Annotated in this window: 11 protein-coding genes and 1 tRNA gene; 11 read left to right on the top strand and 1 reads right to left on the bottom strand. The window is 41.5% G+C overall.

Translation table 11 applies throughout. From position 1 onward, the window contains the following. Positions 1–43 precede the first annotated feature (43 nt). Complete coding sequence (locus tag GUA46_RS14045; protein ID WP_176621015.1) at positions 44–10,795, top strand: T9SS type B sorting domain-containing protein; 10,752 nt, start codon at positions 44–46, stop codon at positions 10,793–10,795. 54 nt (positions 10,796–10,849) lie between these two features. Here the strand turns inward: GUA46_RS14045 and GUA46_RS14040 are convergent, their stop codons facing one another. Next, the gene (locus tag GUA46_RS14040) at positions 10,850–12,580 is read right to left on the bottom strand and encodes an alpha/beta hydrolase-fold protein (RefSeq protein ID WP_176621014.1); all 1,731 of its coding nucleotides are present in this window, start codon (positions 12,578–12,580) and stop codon (positions 10,850–10,852) included. Positions 12,581–12,894: 314 nt separating this feature from the next. On the opposite strand from GUA46_RS14040, the gene GUA46_RS14035 reads away from it, so the two are divergent. From GUA46_RS14035 to GUA46_RS13990, 10 genes are all read left to right on the top strand, one after another. After that, complete coding sequence (locus GUA46_RS14035) at positions 12,895–13,497, top strand: YceI family protein (RefSeq protein ID WP_176621013.1); 603 nt, start codon at positions 12,895–12,897, stop codon at positions 13,495–13,497. Positions 13,498–13,532: 35 nt separating this feature from the next. Further along, positions 13,533–14,795, top strand: a complete 1,263-nt coding sequence (locus tag GUA46_RS14030; protein WP_176621012.1) for a hypothetical protein — start codon at positions 13,533–13,535, stop codon at positions 14,793–14,795. An 89-nt stretch (positions 14,796–14,884) separates the two neighbouring features. Next, positions 14,885–15,472: a YceI family protein gene (locus GUA46_RS14025; RefSeq protein ID WP_176621011.1), complete on the top strand. Its 588-nt coding sequence runs from the start codon at positions 14,885–14,887 to the stop codon at positions 15,470–15,472. Positions 15,473–15,615: 143 nt separating this feature from the next. Next, on the top strand, positions 15,616–16,482 hold the full coding sequence (locus GUA46_RS14020) for a sugar phosphate isomerase/epimerase family protein (RefSeq protein WP_176621010.1): 867 nt from the start codon (positions 15,616–15,618) through the stop codon (positions 16,480–16,482). Between the two features lie 104 nt (positions 16,483–16,586). Next, a tRNA-Arg gene (locus tag GUA46_RS14015) sits at positions 16,587–16,660 on the top strand. Between the two features lie 87 nt (positions 16,661–16,747). Continuing rightward, entirely contained in the window at positions 16,748–17,623 is an 876-nt protein-coding gene (locus GUA46_RS14010; protein WP_176621009.1) for a hypothetical protein, read from the top strand. 159 nt (positions 17,624–17,782) lie between these two features. After that, positions 17,783–18,064: a helix-turn-helix domain-containing protein gene (locus tag GUA46_RS14005; protein WP_176621008.1), complete on the top strand. Its 282-nt coding sequence runs from the start codon at positions 17,783–17,785 to the stop codon at positions 18,062–18,064. Continuing rightward, positions 18,061–18,240, top strand: a complete 180-nt coding sequence (locus GUA46_RS16970; protein ID WP_127139941.1) for a DUF5131 family protein — start codon at positions 18,061–18,063, stop codon at positions 18,238–18,240. Before GUA46_RS14005 ends, GUA46_RS16970 begins: the two co-directional genes overlap by 4 nt. A 2-nt stretch (positions 18,241–18,242) precedes the next feature. Then, positions 18,243–18,833: a DUF5131 family protein gene (locus GUA46_RS13995; RefSeq protein ID WP_176621007.1), complete on the top strand. Its 591-nt coding sequence runs from the start codon at positions 18,243–18,245 to the stop codon at positions 18,831–18,833. Next, positions 18,823–20,121 (top strand): DUF3987 domain-containing protein, encoded by a 1,299-nt coding sequence (locus GUA46_RS13990; protein WP_176621006.1) that lies wholly within the window; start codon positions 18,823–18,825, stop codon positions 20,119–20,121. The genes GUA46_RS13995 and GUA46_RS13990 overlap by 11 nt, the downstream gene beginning before the upstream one ends. Positions 20,122–20,125: the final 4 nt, after the last annotated feature.

Below are 20,125 nucleotides of genomic sequence, written 5' to 3'. Positions count from 1 at the left end.
GATACCGCAGTTAAATAACCAAGCACTATCCAAAACCTCAAGCATGAAATATAAGTTCTTTGCTATGAACTCAAACAGGGCCCTATCCCTGTTGTTTTTTATAGCTTTTGTATCGCTGTCCCAAGCACAACTTTCCGTACCATTCGAACCTAGATTGCCAGGTGACAATATGAAGGTAAAAGGAGATTTGGTATATGTGGCCAATAATATTGTGAGCATTGCCAGTAATCCCAATGCGGATTATAATGGTAGTTCCAGTAACCAGAATGTTACCATGAACTACATCGATATTGATGGCGATCCATCCACTTTTAGTTCCAGTAGTGCCGAGTTGAACGCACCAAGCTGTTCTGCGGTGGTATATGCAGGCCTATATTGGGGTGGTATTTACAGGGATACTAACAGGGACGACCCATACAAACAGGTAAAATTTAAAATTCCCGGAGGTTCTTATGTGGATATAGGCCCCAACAGTGATCCAGAGTTTCAGTATGAACAAATCTATGATAAGGATGGTGACAGGGACGGAGACGGTGTAACGGATCCGGGCATTGTGGATGTAGATTACTTAAGCGGGGTCAATATGACGTCTTATCTTAATTACGCGAATGTCACACATCTACTTTCAGGATTGAGCGACCCTAATGGGGAGTATACCGTGGCCAATGTGGTTGCATCTACGGCAGAGAGCAATGTAAGTGCTGGCTGGACCATGGTGGTTATTTATGAGAATCAGAATTCAACAAGTAAGTATATTTCCACTTTTGATGGGTATGCAGCAATGGGCAGTACCTATTCCCAAACAAACGTGCCTTTCAGCGGTTTTAAAACTGTTCCGGCACCTTTACCGGTCAATGCTGTAATTGGGGCCAGTACAATCGATGGTGACCGCATAAATGGACCAAGTATGCGTTTTAGGGCCAATCCAACCGATAGCTGGACTTATTTGAGCGATGCCATTAACCCTAGCAACAACGTTTTTAACAGTACCATAAGTCACCTCGGAAGCTGGGTTGACACCCGTACTCCCGCCAGTAGGAACACTTTGGGCTGGGATGCGGATATATTGAACCTGCCAAACGCAGGAAATTCTGTGTTGCCCAACGACCATGATAGCGGTGAAGTATTGATCAGTACGTCCAGCGAAGGAGTAATTCTTTTTCTTACCACAGTTGCGGTTGAAATCATCAACCCGGAAATTATAGTAGAGAAAAAGGTAAAAGATCTGGTCGGAAACGATATCACTGGAGATGGTGTCAATCTTGGACAGTCCTTGGAGTATGTTTTACGATTTTGGAACCGTGGTAACGACGATGCTACCAATTTTACCATTCGAGATGTACTTCCTGACAACGTCAATTTAAATAATATTGACCTCTCTGGTGCTCCCGGTGTAACTATGACAACCAGTGGAACGGACCCAGAGGAAATCATTTTCCAAGTACCTGATGGATTGGTCACTCAAGGAGGAAATACTTATGAAATAATCATTCGTGTGGAGGTATCCGATAATTGTCACGACTTTGTCGCAGCCTGTAGTTCTACCATTCATAATACAGCTTACTCAACATATGATGGAGTTACAAGCAACCAGACCATTTCAAACGACCCGAGTGTATCCAATGTGAACAGTTGTGGTTTTGTCACCAATGGGGCAACCAATTTCCTTTTGGATGATTTAACAGATTGTGTTTTTGAAAGCGAGATTCAAATCTGTGGTGCTAGCGCTGAAATTACAGCGGGACAGGGTTATGATACCTATACCTGGTACCGCGACCTAAATGAGAATGGACAAATTGATGCTACCGATACAGTGTATACCGACGGAGACGCCGATAACGACCCAACAACGGTAACTGTTACCGAAACAGGCTTTTACTTGGTTAGAAAGGAGTCAGCCAGTTGTGGAACCAATATAGAATCGGTAGAGGTTACCCGTTTTGGAACCACTCAGGTAAACCCGATAATAACGTATTTTAATACCTTAAATGGTGATGCGGATATCACCAATGATATACAAGGTGAAATTGTAACCTGTGCAAACGATGGTTCCCAACTACCACAGATATTTCTTTGTGGAACAAACGATACCCAGGATATTGTCCTAAATATTACCGATGCCCAAGCCATTAGATGGGAAAAATTGGATGAGGCCAGTTGTGCCGCAACCAATCCGGACTGTCCAAATACCCAAATGGGATGTACATGGAACCAAGTGGATTCTGGTAATTCCTTTACCGCTGATACTGGAGGTAGATATCGATTGGTGTTGTCCTATGCCGGAGGATGTAACAGTATCTTCTATTTTGATGTGTTTCAGAACAATCTTGATTTTGATTACGATACCCAGAACATATTCTGTTCAACAGATGGTCATATAAGAATTAAAAATGTAGGATCAGGATATGGTTACCAATTGGTGGATACATCATCGGAAACTGTATTGGTTTCCTACGCTGATAACAATGGACCCAATTTTAATATCTCAACCCCCGGAACTTACCGTGTTGATTTTACCCAATTGGATCCTATAACTGGAGATCCGTTGGACGGCAGTTGTGTTTTTAGTACCGAAGAGATAGGTATACAGCGCAGGGACCTTAGCATCAACCTAACGACAAATCCAGTAACTTGTTTAGGACAGGGAAGTGTGAGGATACAGGCAACTCAAGCAAGGGCCAACTATGGTTATGTATTATATGAGGATGACGGTTCCGGCAACCCTGGCACCTTTGTCAACCAGAACTTGGCCAATGCCAATAGTGATTTTACTTTTGCAAACCTGAATGCTGGCGACTACGTTGTAGTTGTTCGAACCGATGATGGTTGTGAAGAAACCGAGTCGTTCACCATAGATGAAATTCCCGATCCGGTAGTTACCGCATCAACCACCAAACAAATAACCTGTACAGATGGAACCATTGCTTTGAATGCCTCACAGGGCGACCCAAGTCCATCTTACTTGTATGCCATTTGGGAGAAAAACGGAAGTACATCATACAGCGATATTTCAGACATTCCTTCCATTGAATTTCAAAGGGATACCATAGCACCGGGAGTTTTTAACTTTCCATCTGGCGAACAAGGTACATATCGTTTTGTGGTAGTGGACGGAAACAACTGTTGGTCACTATCCAATGAGGTTGCCATTAATGATTTAGGAGGTCTGACCGTAGCAGCTCCAACTATTGACTCCGAGATTACCTGTGAAGGATCTAATACAGGTCAAGTAACCATGAACGTATCAGGGTCTCAAACCCCATACACCTATAGTATCGATGATTGGGCGACGCAGCAAAGCGACCCGACCTTTGTGAATTTATCACCAGGAACCTATACCATTAGAGTGAGAAGTGCTGATGGTTGTGAAGATAACACAACATTTACGTTGGACGATCCGGAAACTTTTAAGGCCAATGCTGGTATTTCCAGTACGGGAACTTGTGATGTTAATGGAAACTCCGAAGTACGATTTACCAATGTCGAGGGAGGTACCGGACCTTACGAATTCAGTTTTGATGGAGGAAGTTCCTTTATCGCTGACGATCCTATGGATCCATCGGTAAGAATTGGCCTATTGCCACCAGGGAATCATGTTTTAGTGGCCAGAGATGCCAGAGGTTGTCAAATTACATTGCCGATAACCATAGATCCACCATTGCCAATTCCAAACTTTGATTTGGATTTAGCTTATGATTGTGATGGTAATGGAAACGTGGTACTGACTCCGGACCAAGGGGTTTACGATTATAGCTATACCATAAATACATCGCCCAGTGCAACAACATCTACCGATGGAACTTTTACTGGTATTGCCCCTGGAACCTATACTATTACGGCAGAATATGCAGAGAGTGACCCGCCAAACCCAAGCGTATTGTTGCTAGAGGACTTCGGGAGCGGACCTACCGTTGATAGTCCTTACGTATTGGGCTATACTTATGAGGATCAGGTTGGTAGTAATACACAAATCAATGATTTTGAATATTCCATAACTAGCTACATCGTATCTCCTTTTGGCCCATGGATAAGGCCAACAGACCATACTTCTGGAGGCTCCGATTCCAATGGTAGATATTTGGTAATCAATGTAGGTTCTCCAGCACCGGGTCAAATAATCTATCAAAAACCAATTAAGGACATTATACCCAATCAAGATATGCGTATTTCTTTCGCGGCAATCAATTTGTTGGGAAGCGGAAGTCAACTAGATCCAGATATCTATGTGCAGATGAGAATACCTGGCACAAGTACTGTAATAGGTGAGGTTCAGACCAATGATATCCCAAAGAACCGAATTTGGAACACCTTTGATTTTACCATAAACCCAGGAGTTCATACCGAACTGGATTTCATTCTGATTTCCAAAAAAATAGGCAATAGCGGTAACGATGTGGCCATCGACGATATTTTGGTAGAACAGGTACCAGAATCTTGTCCAAGAACTATGGATATTCCCGTGGTCATAGAAGCGGGAAATGGCTTTGGCGCCACGGTAATCGGTCATACAGATATTTCTTGTAACGGAGCAAATGATGGCTCCATCACGTTTGAAGTGGAAAATTTTGATGCCACAGCAGGTTTTGAATACTCCATAGACGGGGGTAGCAACTGGATTGCATCAACAACATCGCCGGTAACTACAGCAACGACATTGTCAGGCGGTACCCAAAGCGTAATTGTACGAAAGGCGGATGATACCAGCTGCTCCATTACACTTAACCAAGATATTGACGAGCCAGCAGTGCTTGCCATAAATGCCAATATTCTTCAAAATCCAAGTTGTAATGACCCATTGGGAAGTATTGAAGCCACTGTAACAGGAGGTACACCAACCTATCAATACGCTTTGGAAGATGGTGTTGGAGGGTCTATTGTAGCTTTTCCAAACCCAACAGGAAATACGTTTAATGGTCTGGCCGCTGGGGATTATGTGATTGTGGCACGTGATATTTCCGGTTGCGAGGTCAGAAGCGCAATCATAACCTTGGATGCTCCTGATACATTGGCTTACGATGTAGATTACACAAGTTGTTATGATGGCGGCAATAACGCGTCCATCGATATTACGGTAACTTCTGGAAATGGAGGATATCTATTCCAGATTGATGGCGGTCCGTGGCAAAGTCCCGACCCTAGTACACCAGATTCCTATACCTTTTCAGGATTGGCCAATGGCACCTACGATATTAATGTAAAAGATGCTTTCGGCTGTGAGGATGTAGTAACCCAAGTTACCATTGATGCACAGTTATTGGTAAATGTTACTGCAACGGATGTTAGTAGCTGCGCGGATGGTGCTATCGAAGTTTCAGCCTCAGGAGGTACACCGACTTATGAATATGCTTTTGTACCGACGGGCGGAGACCCAACTGGTTTGTTCTCTTTAACGGATAATTTTTCGGTAGCTTCGGGTAATGAAGGTGATTATGATGTATATGTAAGGGATAATTCTGGTACCGGTCTATATTGTGAATATATAGAAACAGTGACCATAAATCCTGCAACACCATTGACCATGTCAGCAACACCGTCCGACCCTCAATGTCATGATGGGAAGGGTAATATATTGATTGATATAACTTCAGGCATAAGCCCTTATACTATTCAAATTATCGATGTGGATAATGGAGGAGCTTCAAATCGTACCGATACAAATGTGTTGGCGACGAGCAGAACATACTATAATCTTTCACCTGGAAATTATACCATCAACATAACCGATGCCACGGGTTGTACCATTACCGATACGCAGACGCTAAACAATCCTGATGAATTGACTGCGGACACCTTACCTATTTTGCCCTCTAATTGTGATCCAGACCCGAACCTCTATGGCTTTGAGTTTGATAATTATCCTTTGACACTTGATGGAACTCTTGAATTTAGTGGAGATGGAGGTTTGACATGGCAGACGAGTGACACTTTTATGGGAGCAGCCTTTGCATCCGGGACAACTGTAAACCCAGCTATTCGTACCGTTGATGGGTCGAACAACGTAATTTGTGAAAGAGATTTGCCCTCGTTCATTATGCCTTATCCTTTGGATGATCTGGACATTACCATTTCTGCCATAATAGTGGATTGTAATGAGCTTCAGGTAACTGTGCAAGGTGAAGAGGGGCTTGCCCCCTATGAATATGCCTATTCCGAAGACCCGGCAAATTTTGACCCCACAACAGCCACATGGATTCCAGGTGAGAATATTGATAATGAAGGTTTTTCGGTTCCAGCAGGACATGGAAAATTTACATGGACGGGGCTGGTACCCGGACGAACCTATGTCTTCTATGTAAAGGATGACTCCGGTACAGATGGTTGTACAAGGCAAAGTACGGTTAATGTAAATAATATTGCCCCTCCCCCTGTGTCTATCACGAGTGAGGTAACACCTTCTTGTGGCGGTCTTGACAACGGACAAATCACTTACACCATCACAGAAGATACACCTGGACAATTGGGTGGAACATTTGATTGGGAACTTTTCGAAATTTCCAATACTTCTGTACCTGTTAGTTCGGGAACAGTCAGTGGATTCACTTCAGGAGATTCCTTCACCACACCTACAGCTCCATTGTCTGGTCTTGCACCTGGCACATATTATGTAGAAATCCAAGGTGCAGCTCCAAATAATTGTTTTGTTGGAAGTGAAAATGCTATTTTGGCTGAACTTGATCCCATGACAGGCACTTTGAACGTACTGGAAGATATCAGCTGTAATAATCCGGGACTGATTGAAGTACAGAACCCAACTGGCGGCGGTGGTATCTATACCTATACAGTTACAGGACCTGGGTCCTTCTCGACCATAACAGCTACTTCGGACAACCCAATTGAAATTCCTGCAAATTCGCCTGCCGGAACATATACTGTTGAAATCAATGACCAATATGGTGATTGCCCAGTAAGTTTGGGAACAGTGCATTTGGATTTGGCCCCTAATCCAGTAATAGATGGCGTAAGCGTGGAAAATTGCACCATGCCTGCTATGGTTAGGGTAAATAGCTCATCACCAAATATTTTGTATTCCATAGATGGTGGAACCACATATCTCAATAATGGTGGAGTTTTCAATGGAATTACTCCTGGCACCTATATTGTTGCCATAATAGATGACAATGGCTGTTCAGCCACACAATCTGTAACGGTTCACCCGTCCCTCCAAGCAAATGCGCAATTGACCAAACTTATCGATTGTTCCAGTACACCGGATGGCACTATTGAAATCAAAGCGTTACAAGGTTCGGGCAGTTACGATTATTCAGTGGAAAACCTGACCACATCCTTGATGGAGGTGTCAAAGACATCCATGGGAGGTAATTCCATTGAATTCCATCCAGCGACCGCAGGGGATTATGAAATCAAAGTGTACGTGGATGCCACAACAGACCACGAAGCTTGTGAACGTACATTTACCATTGTGGTTCCAGACCCAATAGAACCGGACTTCACCGCCACACCTACAGATGTTAGCTGTAATGGTGCAAATGATGGAAGCATTGCGGTAAGACAGACCGATAATGGTATCACACCATTGACCTATGAACTTTTAGATAGCGGATTGACACCAATACCTTCAGGTGATTTTTCATGGGATTCCGCCACAAGGACATTCAACGATTTGGCCCCAGGTGATTACGTGGTAAGGGCAACAGGTACCAACGATTGTACTACGGACATCGTTGTTCCGACAATCAATGAGCCAACACCAATCACAGTGACCATTCCAGCCGCCGATGTGGTACAGTTTGGATGTGCAGCAGGGAACAACCCCGATAATGCGAGCATAACAGTGAATGCAACATCAATTTCGGGAGGGACCGGAACTTATGTTAGATATGAGTTTGTTAACCCGTCCAGCAATGTGGTGCAAGACGGAAACAATAACCGATTGATCATTTCCAATAGAACAGGAGGTGTTTATACCATCAATGTATACGATAATACAGGTTGCGTGGGAACTACCACGGCAACTATTCAACAGTTTGATGAGTTACAGGATGCGACCATCAATGTGGATTACGATATTTCTTGTGCCAACGGAGGGGAAACCATCACCATAACCGCACAAGGCTTGTTGTCGGATTCCACTACAGGGCCCCACGACTATGAATTTGAAGAGATCTCAACTGGAAATACCAACGCTGTCGGAACTTTCACGGGACTACAGGTAGGGTTACACTCTTTCAGGGTAACCAATACAGATACGGGCTGTTCCATGGTTGTGACGCACAATGTGGAAGAAATCGAACAGTTCCAGATCAATATGTTCGAAGATGCACCGGTGGTATGTGCCGGTGACGATGCCCAATATCGTTTTGAACTAACAGGAGGATACTCTGGAGGATTCACCTGGACCGTTTTCAATACCAATGGCACATTGAGTGATACAAGTGACGATACGCAGTATGGTCCTCTAGGTAGTGGAACCGGAACAACTAGTGGTAACATTGATTTGCCCAAGGGTACTTATCGTGTTGAGGTCGTTCAGACGGACTTCCCATTCTGTACCGAAGAAACCACGGTTACCGTTGGCGGAGCAGATGCCGTCTTGGATGCGGCCATCACCGAGATTGGTAATGCATCCTGCGCGAACGACCAAGGAAGATTGTCGGTCACACCAACGGGAGGTATTGCTCCGTATACGATTTCCATACCCTCATTGGGAATATCGCAGACCAATGTGTATAGTTATGTGTTCACCAATTTGACTGACGGAACTTATACCATCGAGGTTACCGATGCTGCAGGTTGCACCAACGCCACGCTCAGCGGAACCATTCAGACCGTAGATCCTTTATTGGCGGATATTACACCGGCCACCCAAACATTGGATTGTATCGGTGATTCCGACGGTAGCATTACCGCTACCTTGACCTCAGGAGGCGTAGGAACCGTATTGTATAGCTTGAACAGGATTGAGAACGGAAGCACCGTTTCAACCTCTTCTACTCAAACTTCAAGTACCTTTAACAATTTAAGTGCAGGTACATATTCCATCAATATCAGTGATGATGCAGGATGTACCGTTACAACTACCGAAGTTGTAATTAATGATCCTACCCCGGTGAGAGCGAATTTGGTCATGTCACGTAGTCTTACATGTGATACCGATGCCCAGTTGACCCTTACGGTAACCGGAGGAACTCCTTTTGCTGGAAATGTGTATCAATTTAGTACATCAGAATCAGGTCCATATACGGCTATGTCTGGTGGAAACACTCACGTTTTTGATGTAAGTGCCAGCACCGACCCGTATCAATATTATGTTATTGATGCCAATGGTTGTGACCCCGTATTAAGTAGTGGCGTTACCGTAATCGATGTGGTTCCATTGACCGCCGTGGTCGATGAGAATGCAGCCTATGTAACTTGTAATGGTGAAAGCACCGCATCCATTTCCGTAGATGCGGATGGAGGTCTAGGAAACTACGTTTATGGACTGTATCAAGATAGTGCCATGACCATTCCAGTGGCACCGACCAATTCGAACGGCTATTTTGATGGACTTGCGCAAGGCACGTACTATGCAGGAGTGATCAGTGGAGATTGTGAATGGGTATCCGGAGCAATAAATATTACGGAACCAGCACCTCTTGCAATAACCAGCGATGTTACCGATGTTACCTGTATGGGTGCCGATGATGGTAGCATTGTTCTTAATGTATCGGGGGGGACAGCAGGCTATCAGTATGCCATTTCACCAAACCTGAATCAATTTGTTGATGAAGGAACATTCACAGATCTTGCGGCCGGTGATTATACGGTGATAGTACAAGATGCCAACGGGTGTTTTGAAGTATTGGACTTTACCATTACCCAACCGGATGCATTGACCGTTACATCCACTGCAGAACATGAGATTTGTTTTGGCAGTGAAGATGGTTTGATCAACTTAGAAGTCCAAGGTGGAACAGCCCCATATAGCACAAGCTTGAACTCTAGTCAAGATGAGAATTTTGTAGAGGGACAGATGAGTTATGGCAACCTGGCCAGTGGTGACTACGTAGTATTCATAAGAGATGCGAATGGTTGTATGACGACCGAAATCGTTACCATAAACCCAGGGGTAAACTTGGAAGGTACCGTGGAGGTAGTTTACGAGTGTGATGGCGATTCACCAACGAACTATCTAGATATCAATTTTGAAGACCAAAGTGTTGTTGCAGATCTATTGTACGGCTTGGATTCCAATGATCCTAACGATATGGTATTGACACCCGATTTCACCAACTTGGCACCAGGGCAGCATACCCTTACTGTGGCCCACGCCAACGGTTGTGACCGAACCTTTACTTTTGAAGTGGAAGGGTTTGATCCATTGACCTTGGAATTGAGCAATGACAATATCAACGAGATAACTGCCACCGTCACAGGAGGTAATCCAGACTATACCTTTGAGGTAGATGGGGTGTCTTATGGAAATGACAATACTTTCTTGATTCGTGAAACAGCTACCTATGCTGTTACGGTTACAGATGAAAACGGGTGTAGTGTTACCCAGGAAATTTTTATGGAATTCATAGATATTGAGATTCCAAATTTCTTTACACCAGATGGTGACGGATTGAACGATACTTGGAAACCAAGAAACATCGAAGTATTCCCGAACATTACCATTTCCATTTTTGATAGGTACGGAAGAACCATTTATAAAATGTTGCAGGATACCGACCCTTGGGACGGATTCTATAACCAGGCCGATTTACCAACTGGTGATTACTGGTACATCATAAAACTAAATGGAGATGAAGATACACGTGAATTTGTTGGGCACTTTACTCTGTACAGATAACCACAACTACATATCCAATCAAAGAAATGGGGGCTTTTTCGCCCCCATTTTTTATTATTTGTACCTCCAGCTGGTTAAATCTGCTCCCTGCGGAGCGCTTTCGGTAATACGCTTCATGATTTTGGGCACGTACATAGAATTGTACCTTAAACGGCTGATCGCGTTGGGTTGGTCGGGGTCTCCGTTCCAGCAATGTTCCGCCCTGTCCCCATACAGAACTTCGCCATCATAATAGGGTTCGGTGGTGCTCTCTAAAAAGTCCTCCATCAAATAGACGGCATTGTTCAGATAATAATTGTCCATATCACCGCAATAAATATGGATTTTACCTTTGAGCTGTGGTCCGAGCTTGTCCCAATCCCTTTCCAGTATATGGCGAAGGTCATAGTTCTCTTTCCAATATTCCGCCACTTCGTGGTCGATTTCACCTGTCATTTTATCCCAAATTCGAACAGGATAACCATCATCGCCCTGCGGGGAATAAGTGGCTTCCCAAATATCCCATTGTTGTCCGGACCTTGATTTATCACCCAAAACGAGTTCCAAATGGTTGCCCTGTCTTAATGTGGACTGTATATCGCCCAAATAGTTTCGATGGGAGGGAGTCTCCAGCTTTTTGTGAGCGGAATCATAATAGTAAGCATTTTCATCTTCATAAATGTTGGTAAGGCAGTATGCCCTAAAATCGATGGGATCCGGGCAGGCAGCAAAGCAACCGTTGTATTCCTCCGGATATTTGACCTGAACGGCCAACGCTTCCCAGCCACCTGTGGATCCTCCATATAAAAATCGGGACCATCCTTCGCCCATGCCTCGGAACTGTTTTTCGATTTCCGGGATGAGCTCGTAGGTAATGGCATCGCCATATGGGCCTTGACTGGCCGAGTTTACTGCGTAGGAGTCATCATAATAAGGAGTGGGATGCTGTATCTCGATAATAAGGAAGCGGGGAAAATCGGGCTCGTTCCATCTTTGATAAAAATCATAGGCTTCCTGTTGTTGAATAATATTATAACCCTCCAAACCAAAACGGGCGGAATACTCCGGTTCTAGGTCCGGGTCGGGAGGTGTAGTCCTAAAACCTCCAAAATTACTGGGAAAATGCCCGTGAAATACCATTAATGGGTATTTGGCCTCTGGATGTTCATCAAAACCTTTGGGCAATAATACGTGTGCGCCCAAATACATATCCCTACCGTAGAATTCCGATAATTTTTCCGACTTGATTTTAATATGTTTTATCCACTCGGTATCTTCAGGTTCGGGGATGGCAGGAATTTCTTGATCCATGACAACCGAAACATTTTCAATACCGTTCTCACCAACCGTTATTTTAAACGGTTTACTGTATAAATTCCCGGGAGAAGTGTTCCAATGCTGTCCTTCACCGTTGTCCATAGGAAGTTTTACGGTATGTCCTGTGGATAAATTAAAAGTTTCGTAGACATGCAAAAGGGCTTGGACATTGTACTCACCTGAAGGGACATCTGATAAACTAGGGTAGGGATAGCCAAAAATGGATTCATCAAAAGTAATGGATTGTCCTGGAGTCATATTTTCAACATTCATCCCGAAGATCAGTTGGGTATTTAGACCATCGTTGATTTGAAAACGAGGTTCTTTACTATCATCGGTTGAAAGCATCAACAACAATCGGCCGTCTTTGTTTTCAGGGCTAATGGATTCATTAAAACTAACAGTAATATCATATTTTGATTTTTCGGGTTGATTGCAGGAGGTCAATACCAATGCACAACTACAAAAGAGAAGCAGATATTTATTCATATAGGTTGGTTTTTAGATGATTAAGGTACTCCATTTTCGACATAAACGAAAGGTTGCCGACTTTTTACTGATGAAATTCGGGAATCAAAAAATGGAAGGGTGAGACCGACCATCAAACCCCTTTTTGATTTTCTACTTTAAAAAGGGATTTCTATCATGCATGTTTCTCGCCGAATATTCCCATATATCCTCATCTTTTTAAAAAAACATCTCCTTTTTTCCCTTAGATATCAGCCCTTTAAGAAAAACCTGACATATATCATCTTTTAGGAAAACCCTGTAATAGATCTTTGACCTAACAAAAACCAAAAACTATGCAATATCATACAACACATCGACAATCGCTTTTAAAAGCAGTTATCCTTTGGATATCATTTACTCTGGTTCCCTTGGCACTTTCAGCACAAAATTTTAAGCTGAACAATGGAGAAGGAGAAGTTAAAGTGACAGGAACTTCTACCCTACATGATTGGGAAGAGGTTGCGGAGCAAAAATCGGGAACAATCGTTTTGGACAACACTGGAGAGTTGCCAAAAATCAGCTCCCTAAAGTTTACAGTGGAGTCCGAAAGCCTAAAAAGTGGTAAGGGTACCATGGACAAGAATACCTATAAGGCTTTGGAGACAAAAGATCACAAGGAAATAGTATTTGAGCTCAAAAGCGTGAAGAGTATATCTCCGGTGACATCAGCTTCCAACAAATACAAAGCGGTCGCTACCGGTAGCTTGACGATTGCCGGAAGCACAAATACGATAGATCTTCCTTTCAATTTGACCATCCATGAAGGAAAGATATTGTTGGAAGGTAAAAAGGGTCTTAAAATGACCGATTATAAAATTGAACCTCCAAAAGCTCTTTTGGGCACCATCACTACCGGTGATGAAATAGAGGTTCACTACAACACAGTTTGGAAATAATTTAATCTTAATACTCAACTAATAAATATACAACGATGAAAAAATACGCAAAATACGGATTATTGGCTGCTGCTTTCTTAGTGGGCCTTATGGGATATTCCCAAAACCGAAATCTTGACAACTTCCGTTCACCCGATAAAGATGGAGTGAATGTATTTGAAGCCCCAAAAGATACCGTTTCCACTTTTGATGGAATTAAGGTAAGGGTAGGAGGGTCATCTACACTTCAATTTCAAGCTATTGATCATGAGAACTCTGGATCTGTGGAACTTATCCCGATTGGCGACAACTTTAACTTGGCAACCGCCAACTTGGATTTGGACGTGGCATTGGCCAAAGGTGTGAGAATGCACTTAAGAACTTATTTATCATCTCGTCACCACCCAGAACCATATGTTAAAGGAGGTTATTTTCAAGTAGACAACTTGGATTTCATCAGCCCTGGATTCTTGGAAGAAACCATGAAGTATTTGACCATTAAAGTGGGTCATATGGAAAACAACTATGGTGATGCACACTTCAGAAGAACCGATAACGCCCAAGCGATGCACAACCCATTTGTTGGTAACTTGATCATGGATGCGTTTACTACTGAGGTAGGTGGTGAAGTTTACTTCAGAAAAAATGGATTCCTTGCCATGTTCGGACTTTCCAATGGTAAGTTGAACCAAGCGGTGAACAATCCAGAAACCACCGGAGCTTCCATCTTGGCAAAATTGGGATACGATGCCCAAGTTAGTGAGGATTTGAGGTTGAGACTTACAGGTTCTATGTACAGTACAGGCAAATCAGGTAACGTTTACCTATACAGTGCAGACCGTTCAGGATCCAGATACTACTTGGTGATGGAGGATACAGAGGCGTCAACCTCTGGTAACTTTAGATCAGGTAGATACAACCCTGGTCTTAGAAATGAGATTACCGCCTTTATGATCAACCCTTTTGTAAAATATAAAGGATTGGAGTTCTTTGGAACCTTTGAGACCGCTTCAGGAAAAGCTGATGCCGAAACAGAGGACAGAACCGCCACGCAATTGGCAGGTGAACTGATCTACAGATTCGGGGGCAGTGAGAACTTTTTCTTAGGAACTCGTTACAACACCGTAACATCCGATGACCCATCAGGATCAGAGATTACCATTGACAGGTTCCAATTGGGCGGAGGTGTGTTCTTGACCAAGAACATTCTGGCCAAAATAGAATACGTAAACCAACAATACGACGGATACGATACCACAAGTATCTTCCACGAAGGGGAGTTCAAAGGACTTCTATTGGAAGCTGTCATCAGTTTCTAACCGATACAATTGATTTTAAAGGGCCTGGGACAGCAATGTCCTAGGTCTTTACCCTTAAAACTAGTATTTTAGTTATCATGTTGACCTCAATGCCACATATCACAAAAACTATATTCTTCGGATTACTTTTTTTTATCGGGCTAAGCTTCAACGACCCCGAAAGAGAAACCAAGGTTAGGGTAGCCCCGGAAAGCGAGGTGGTGATTTCGGGTACTACCAATGTAAATCAGTTTAGTTGCGTATACAATTTAGAGGAACTGGAAATGCCCATCAGATTGATCTACGATGAAAAAACCGAGCATATTGTCTTTAAAAATGCAGAACTGAAATTGGTGAACGATTGTTTTGATTGTGGCGGAAAGGCCATCAACAAAGATTTTAAGGAATTGCTCAAAACAGAACGGCATCCAAAGGTAAACTTGAGACTACTCTACGTAGACCCTCCTGCAGCAAATAAAGGAAGGGTAGATGTAGGTTTGGAAATAGAAATAGCAGGGGTTAAGCGTACTATTGAAACCCAGCTCTATTGTGAGCAAACAAAAAACATTCAGGTAAAGGGAACCTTGGAGCTAAAGTTGAGTGATTTTGAACTGGAAGCGCCCAAAAAAATGTTGGGCATGATCAAGGTAGACAACGAAATCAAGGTTAATTTGGCCATACAAATGAGCGAGATATAGAATTATCTGTTTTTTCTGGTAATGAAGAATCCGTTGAGTACATAATTACTTAACGGATTTTTTAGTTTTACCCATATTTCATAAAACCAATAATCAGTATCTTGTAACCACATAGAAACTAAAATTAACTTCAAACTTTAATGATGAAAAAAATACTAGTTACAAAAGGGATTCTTCCTCTGGTCTCAATGTTTTTTGCTACAACATTTTATGCTCAGGAGAGCTTTGGTGGACTTGCCCTTTATACCGTACGAGAAAATATGGGAGAAGATGCAAAGGCGACCTTGCAGAAAGTTGCTGATGCAGGTTATGCCTACATTGAAGCAGCAGGCTATGCAGATGGAAAATTTTATGGAATGACCCCGCAGGATTTTAAATCTTATGTGGAAAGTCTTGGACTGACTCCGGTAAGCACACACATGGGAGGTGTTACGTTGGAAAATGCGGATCAGCAGATAGCGGATACAAAGGCAGCTGGGTTTGAATATTTCACTATTCCGGTACCACCTATGGGCATGTTTACTTTTGATCCAGAGAACCGTACTATGGGTATGAAAGGCACCATGGAAGACTTTGCTGAAATTTTGACCACAATCGGGAAAAAATGTGAAGCAGCCGGTTTAAAACTGCTTTACCACAATCATGATTTTGAGTACAAGGACAATGAAGATGGAATAAAACCAATTGTTTATTTGTTGGAGAATACCGATTCAAAATATGTCAACTTTCAAATGGACCTGTATTGGGTAACCAGAGCGGAAGCAGACCCAGTATCCTATTTTGAAAAATATCCAGGACGCTTTAAATTATGGCACGTTAAAGATATGGACGAAGAAGGTAAATTTGCTCCAGTAGGTGAAGGTACCATCGATTTTAAAAGGATTTTGGATAAAAAGGATACCTCTGGAATGGAAAAGTATTTTGTTGAGCAAGATATGACTTGGGACAAAAAACCTTTGGAGGTTATCAAAATTAGCCATAAGGGGCTGAAAGAGATAGGTTTCAAATAAAAAATACGGTAACCGATTGTGATGTCATTTGATAAAAATGGCAAGAAATCAAAAAAATATTTTTTACAATCGGTTACATTAGTATCTTTGCACCCGCAAACTTTGGTCGCGTAGCTCAGCTGGATAGAGCATCTGCCTTCTAAGCAGACGGTCGAAGGTTCGAATCCTTCCGCGATCACTAAGAATAACAAGCCTTCACAGATGTGGGGGCTTTTTTTGTTTCTCCTTCCTGCAACATACCCGCAACATTTTACGTTTTGCGATTATGAACAGTTCAGAAGAATATCCACTTTCTTTCTTTGAGTATGTAGTCAACGAATCCAATATGGTTGAAGTTTTAAATAATCAACTTCAATATTATGGATTCATTACCTATAGTTTTGACTTGCCCAATAAGTGTATACATTACATGGAACAGAATGATAATGGGGAGTATGTGAATGGCGAAATCAGTATGGAAAGCCTTTTGTTGCCAGTTGTAAGAAGAAAATTCAATCAATCCAAAGAATTGATGTACTCAATCTTTTTGAAGAGTCGACGAGATACCAATAGAAACTTTTTATTATATCAATTCAATACTGTTCAATCAATTGTTTCAAAAAACAAAGAATTTATAAAGAACTTCCCACTATTTTTATTACCTCTGAGAGGTATCGTCGATTATATTAATCAAAGACTCAAAGAACCATCAGAAGAAGAATTTCTTTTGGATGAATCAGAAATTAGGGTCAATATTTCAGGTGATTTAAATGTTACCGATAAATCTGAGGACGAAATTATCCATGAGATTTTTGACTTTATGAAAGGGCGAAATGAAAAAAAAGAAGAGATTCTTAGCAATAATGATTTCAATACTTTGATTGAGTTAATTTCTCATCTAGTGCAAAAGGAAGAAGTACCAGAGGTAGACCATCAAATTTCCCCTAAAATTTCCAATGACCAACTACGTTTTTCTTTTTGGGTACTTCATGATAAACTGTACACATCAAAAAGGATTAGACCCTATTTTTACGATTTTGTCAAGGAAGTATTTTCAAATTTTAATAAAAGTGAAGTTTCTTCCATTAAAAAACAATTTGGAACTACTACAAGGGTAGTAAAGGACTCTTTTTTACCTCAAATTATCAGTAACTACCTATAGAAAGTCCAAAATCTTATTCTCCTACAAAGCTTCTACAATATTTGTAGATATCTACAGTGCATTGATTTCTCCTGCATAAAGTCATCATTAACATTTGCAGCAATTAATTCAGAGTTCTCCCCGGGATTCAAATGAGGGCTCTACTAAAATGTTATTAAGATGAATATAAATCATAAAAAGAAAGAAAATCTCCAACAAGTGCAGTTAATAGCGCATAAGGAGATTTTGAGTTTTAGAGAGGCACTGCAATACATGGACGTATCGCAATCTTTTTTATACAAGTTGACTTCAAAAAAGGCAATTGAATTTACCAAGCCCAATGGCGGTAAAATATACTTCAGGAAGTCGGACTTGGATAATTGGATGTTACAGAACGAATCCGGTAGTGCTAGAGTTTTACAAACGGAGGTATATAATCATTTAAAGAAAAATAAAAGATGAGAGAATCAAATATATCATGGACGGATTATACGTGGAATCCATGGATTGGTTGTAGGAAGGTATCTGCAGCATGTAAATTCTGTTATATGTACAGAACATTGGAAAGAAATGGAAGTAGCCCAGCACATGTCTTTAAAAACGTATCTCAATTCAATAAACCTTTATTTTTAAAATAGTTATGAGAATATTTACAGGTTCAATGACAGACTTTTTTATAGAAGAAGCTGATGAATGGAGGGATGATGCTTGGAGGATTATTAAAAGCTGTCCACAGCATGATTTTCAGATATTAACAAAGAGACCTGAACGTATACAACAATGCTTGCCCAAAGATTGGGGTAAAGAAAATTATTCAAATGTATGGTTAGGTGTTACTGTAGAAAGTCAAGATGAAGTGTTTAGAATTCATGAATTGGCAAAGGTTAAATGTGAACTTAGGTGGGTTTCATTTGAACCATTATTAGGACCAATTTACTTATCAAATGAAGAGCTAAATTCATTTCAATGGGCAGTTGTTGGTGGAGAATCAGGGAATCTTACAGGAAAATATCAATTTAGAAAAACGGAATTGGAATGGTATTTATCATTGATGTATCAAATCAGGGAGTCAGGTACAGCATTGTTTTTTAAGCAGTTTGGTTCATGGTATCATCATAATCAATTGAATTTGAAGGATTGGAAAGGCGAGAAATGGTGTCGAAATTTCCCAGATGTTTTTAAGGTTAGACAATTCCCTAGAAAATTGGAAGGAGGTGGTTATGGAATATAGTGGGATTAAGAATGAACTAATCCAACAGGAGGTATACGAAAGTTTACCTCCTGTTCTAAAGGCCGTAACGGAGCCTTTTACTGGTAGGGAGAAAGACATTGTTTTATTGTCATCTCTGGGTGTGTTGAGTGCATGTTTACCAAATGTTCACGGTCATTATGATGGAGATGTCGTATATCCAAACTTTTATGTTCTCATCATTGCTCCTCCTGCTTCTGGCAAGGGAGTAATGAATTATTCGAGAGATTTGATAGAACCTATTCATCAGAAGATACTAATGGATAGTAAAACTCAAATCTCAGCTATTGAGGCGGAAAATAAGAAGAATGGAAGAAGTAAGGACGGAGAAGTACAAGAAGTACCAGCATTGGAAGTTAAAATTGTTCCTGCCAATATCAGTACTGCTGAACTATACTCATTTCTTGGATCTTCCCGACATGGCATATTGATAATCGAGAGTGAAGCAGACACCATGGGCAATATGCTTAAAAATGACTGGAGTAACTATTCTGATGTTATGAGAAAGTCATTTCAACATGAACCTGTTTCATTAAGTAGGAAGATGGATCAGACATTTATAGATGTGAAAGAACCAAGACTGTCAATAGTTATGAGTGGAACACCCGACCAATTGCAGCCAGTTGTTCAATCCAAGGGAAATGGCTTGTTCTCTAGGTTTCTGCTATACACATTTGATGAGCTACAAGGGTTTAAAAATGTCTTTGATAGTAACACTCGCGGTTATAAAGATGTATTTGAACAATCATCAAGATTTGTGATGGAGAGATATGGAAGGTTATTTGAATTGGAAAATTCTGTTGAGGTAGAATTAACTCCTGAACAGCAAGAAACGATGTTGGAGAAGTTCACTAATATTTACGAGGATATTATTGAGAATCATCCCAATTCTTTTTTGCCCAATCTTAATCGACATGGACTTATTCTTTTCCGTCTATGTATGATCTTGACGTCTCTAAGGGAACAAGACCTCAGTTCAGACTCATGGATTTGCAATGATGAAGATTTCGATTGTGCATTGAAGATTACCATTAAGGTACTTCAACATGCTTTGATTGTTCACAACACCATTGATGAAGTGGGATTGTCCAAGGCGGATGACGACTTCTTATTTGGGCTAGGAATCCAGTTTACTAGACAAAAAGCCATAGAGTATGGCGAAAAGTTAGGTATCCCTCAAAGAACGGTTGATGACAAGCTAGTTCAATGGAGGAAAAAGAGGGTTGTGAAGAAAATAAGCCATGGTCTTTATAAGCGAACAACCAATTGAAATG

Source organism: Flagellimonas chongwuensis (genome assembly GCF_013376415.1).
GTDB lineage: Bacteria > Bacteroidota > Bacteroidia > Flavobacteriales > Flavobacteriaceae > Flagellimonas > Flagellimonas chongwuensis.
Note: the sequence above shows the minus strand (reverse complement) of the source record. Positions and strands in the feature narration are given on the sequence as shown.

Coding starts and splice junctions, on each gene's coding strand:
- GUA46_RS14045 (WP_176621015.1), top strand. CDS start 44: ATGAAATATAAGTTCTTTGCTATGAACTCAAACAGGGCCCTATCCCTG.
- GUA46_RS14040 (WP_176621014.1), bottom strand. CDS start 12,580: ATGAATAAATATCTGCTTCTCTTTTGTAGTTGTGCATTGGTATTGACC.
- GUA46_RS14035 (WP_176621013.1), top strand. CDS start 12,895: ATGCAATATCATACAACACATCGACAATCGCTTTTAAAAGCAGTTATC.
- GUA46_RS14030 (WP_176621012.1), top strand. CDS start 13,533: ATGAAAAAATACGCAAAATACGGATTATTGGCTGCTGCTTTCTTAGTG.
- GUA46_RS14025 (WP_176621011.1), top strand. CDS start 14,885: ATGCCACATATCACAAAAACTATATTCTTCGGATTACTTTTTTTTATC.
- GUA46_RS14020 (WP_176621010.1), top strand. CDS start 15,616: ATGAAAAAAATACTAGTTACAAAAGGGATTCTTCCTCTGGTCTCAATG.
- GUA46_RS14010 (WP_176621009.1), top strand. CDS start 16,748: ATGAACAGTTCAGAAGAATATCCACTTTCTTTCTTTGAGTATGTAGTC.
- GUA46_RS14005 (WP_176621008.1), top strand. CDS start 17,783: ATGAATATAAATCATAAAAAGAAAGAAAATCTCCAACAAGTGCAGTTA.
- GUA46_RS16970 (WP_127139941.1), top strand. CDS start 18,061: ATGAGAGAATCAAATATATCATGGACGGATTATACGTGGAATCCATGG.
- GUA46_RS13995 (WP_176621007.1), top strand. CDS start 18,243: ATGAGAATATTTACAGGTTCAATGACAGACTTTTTTATAGAAGAAGCT.
- GUA46_RS13990 (WP_176621006.1), top strand. CDS start 18,823: ATGGAATATAGTGGGATTAAGAATGAACTAATCCAACAGGAGGTATAC.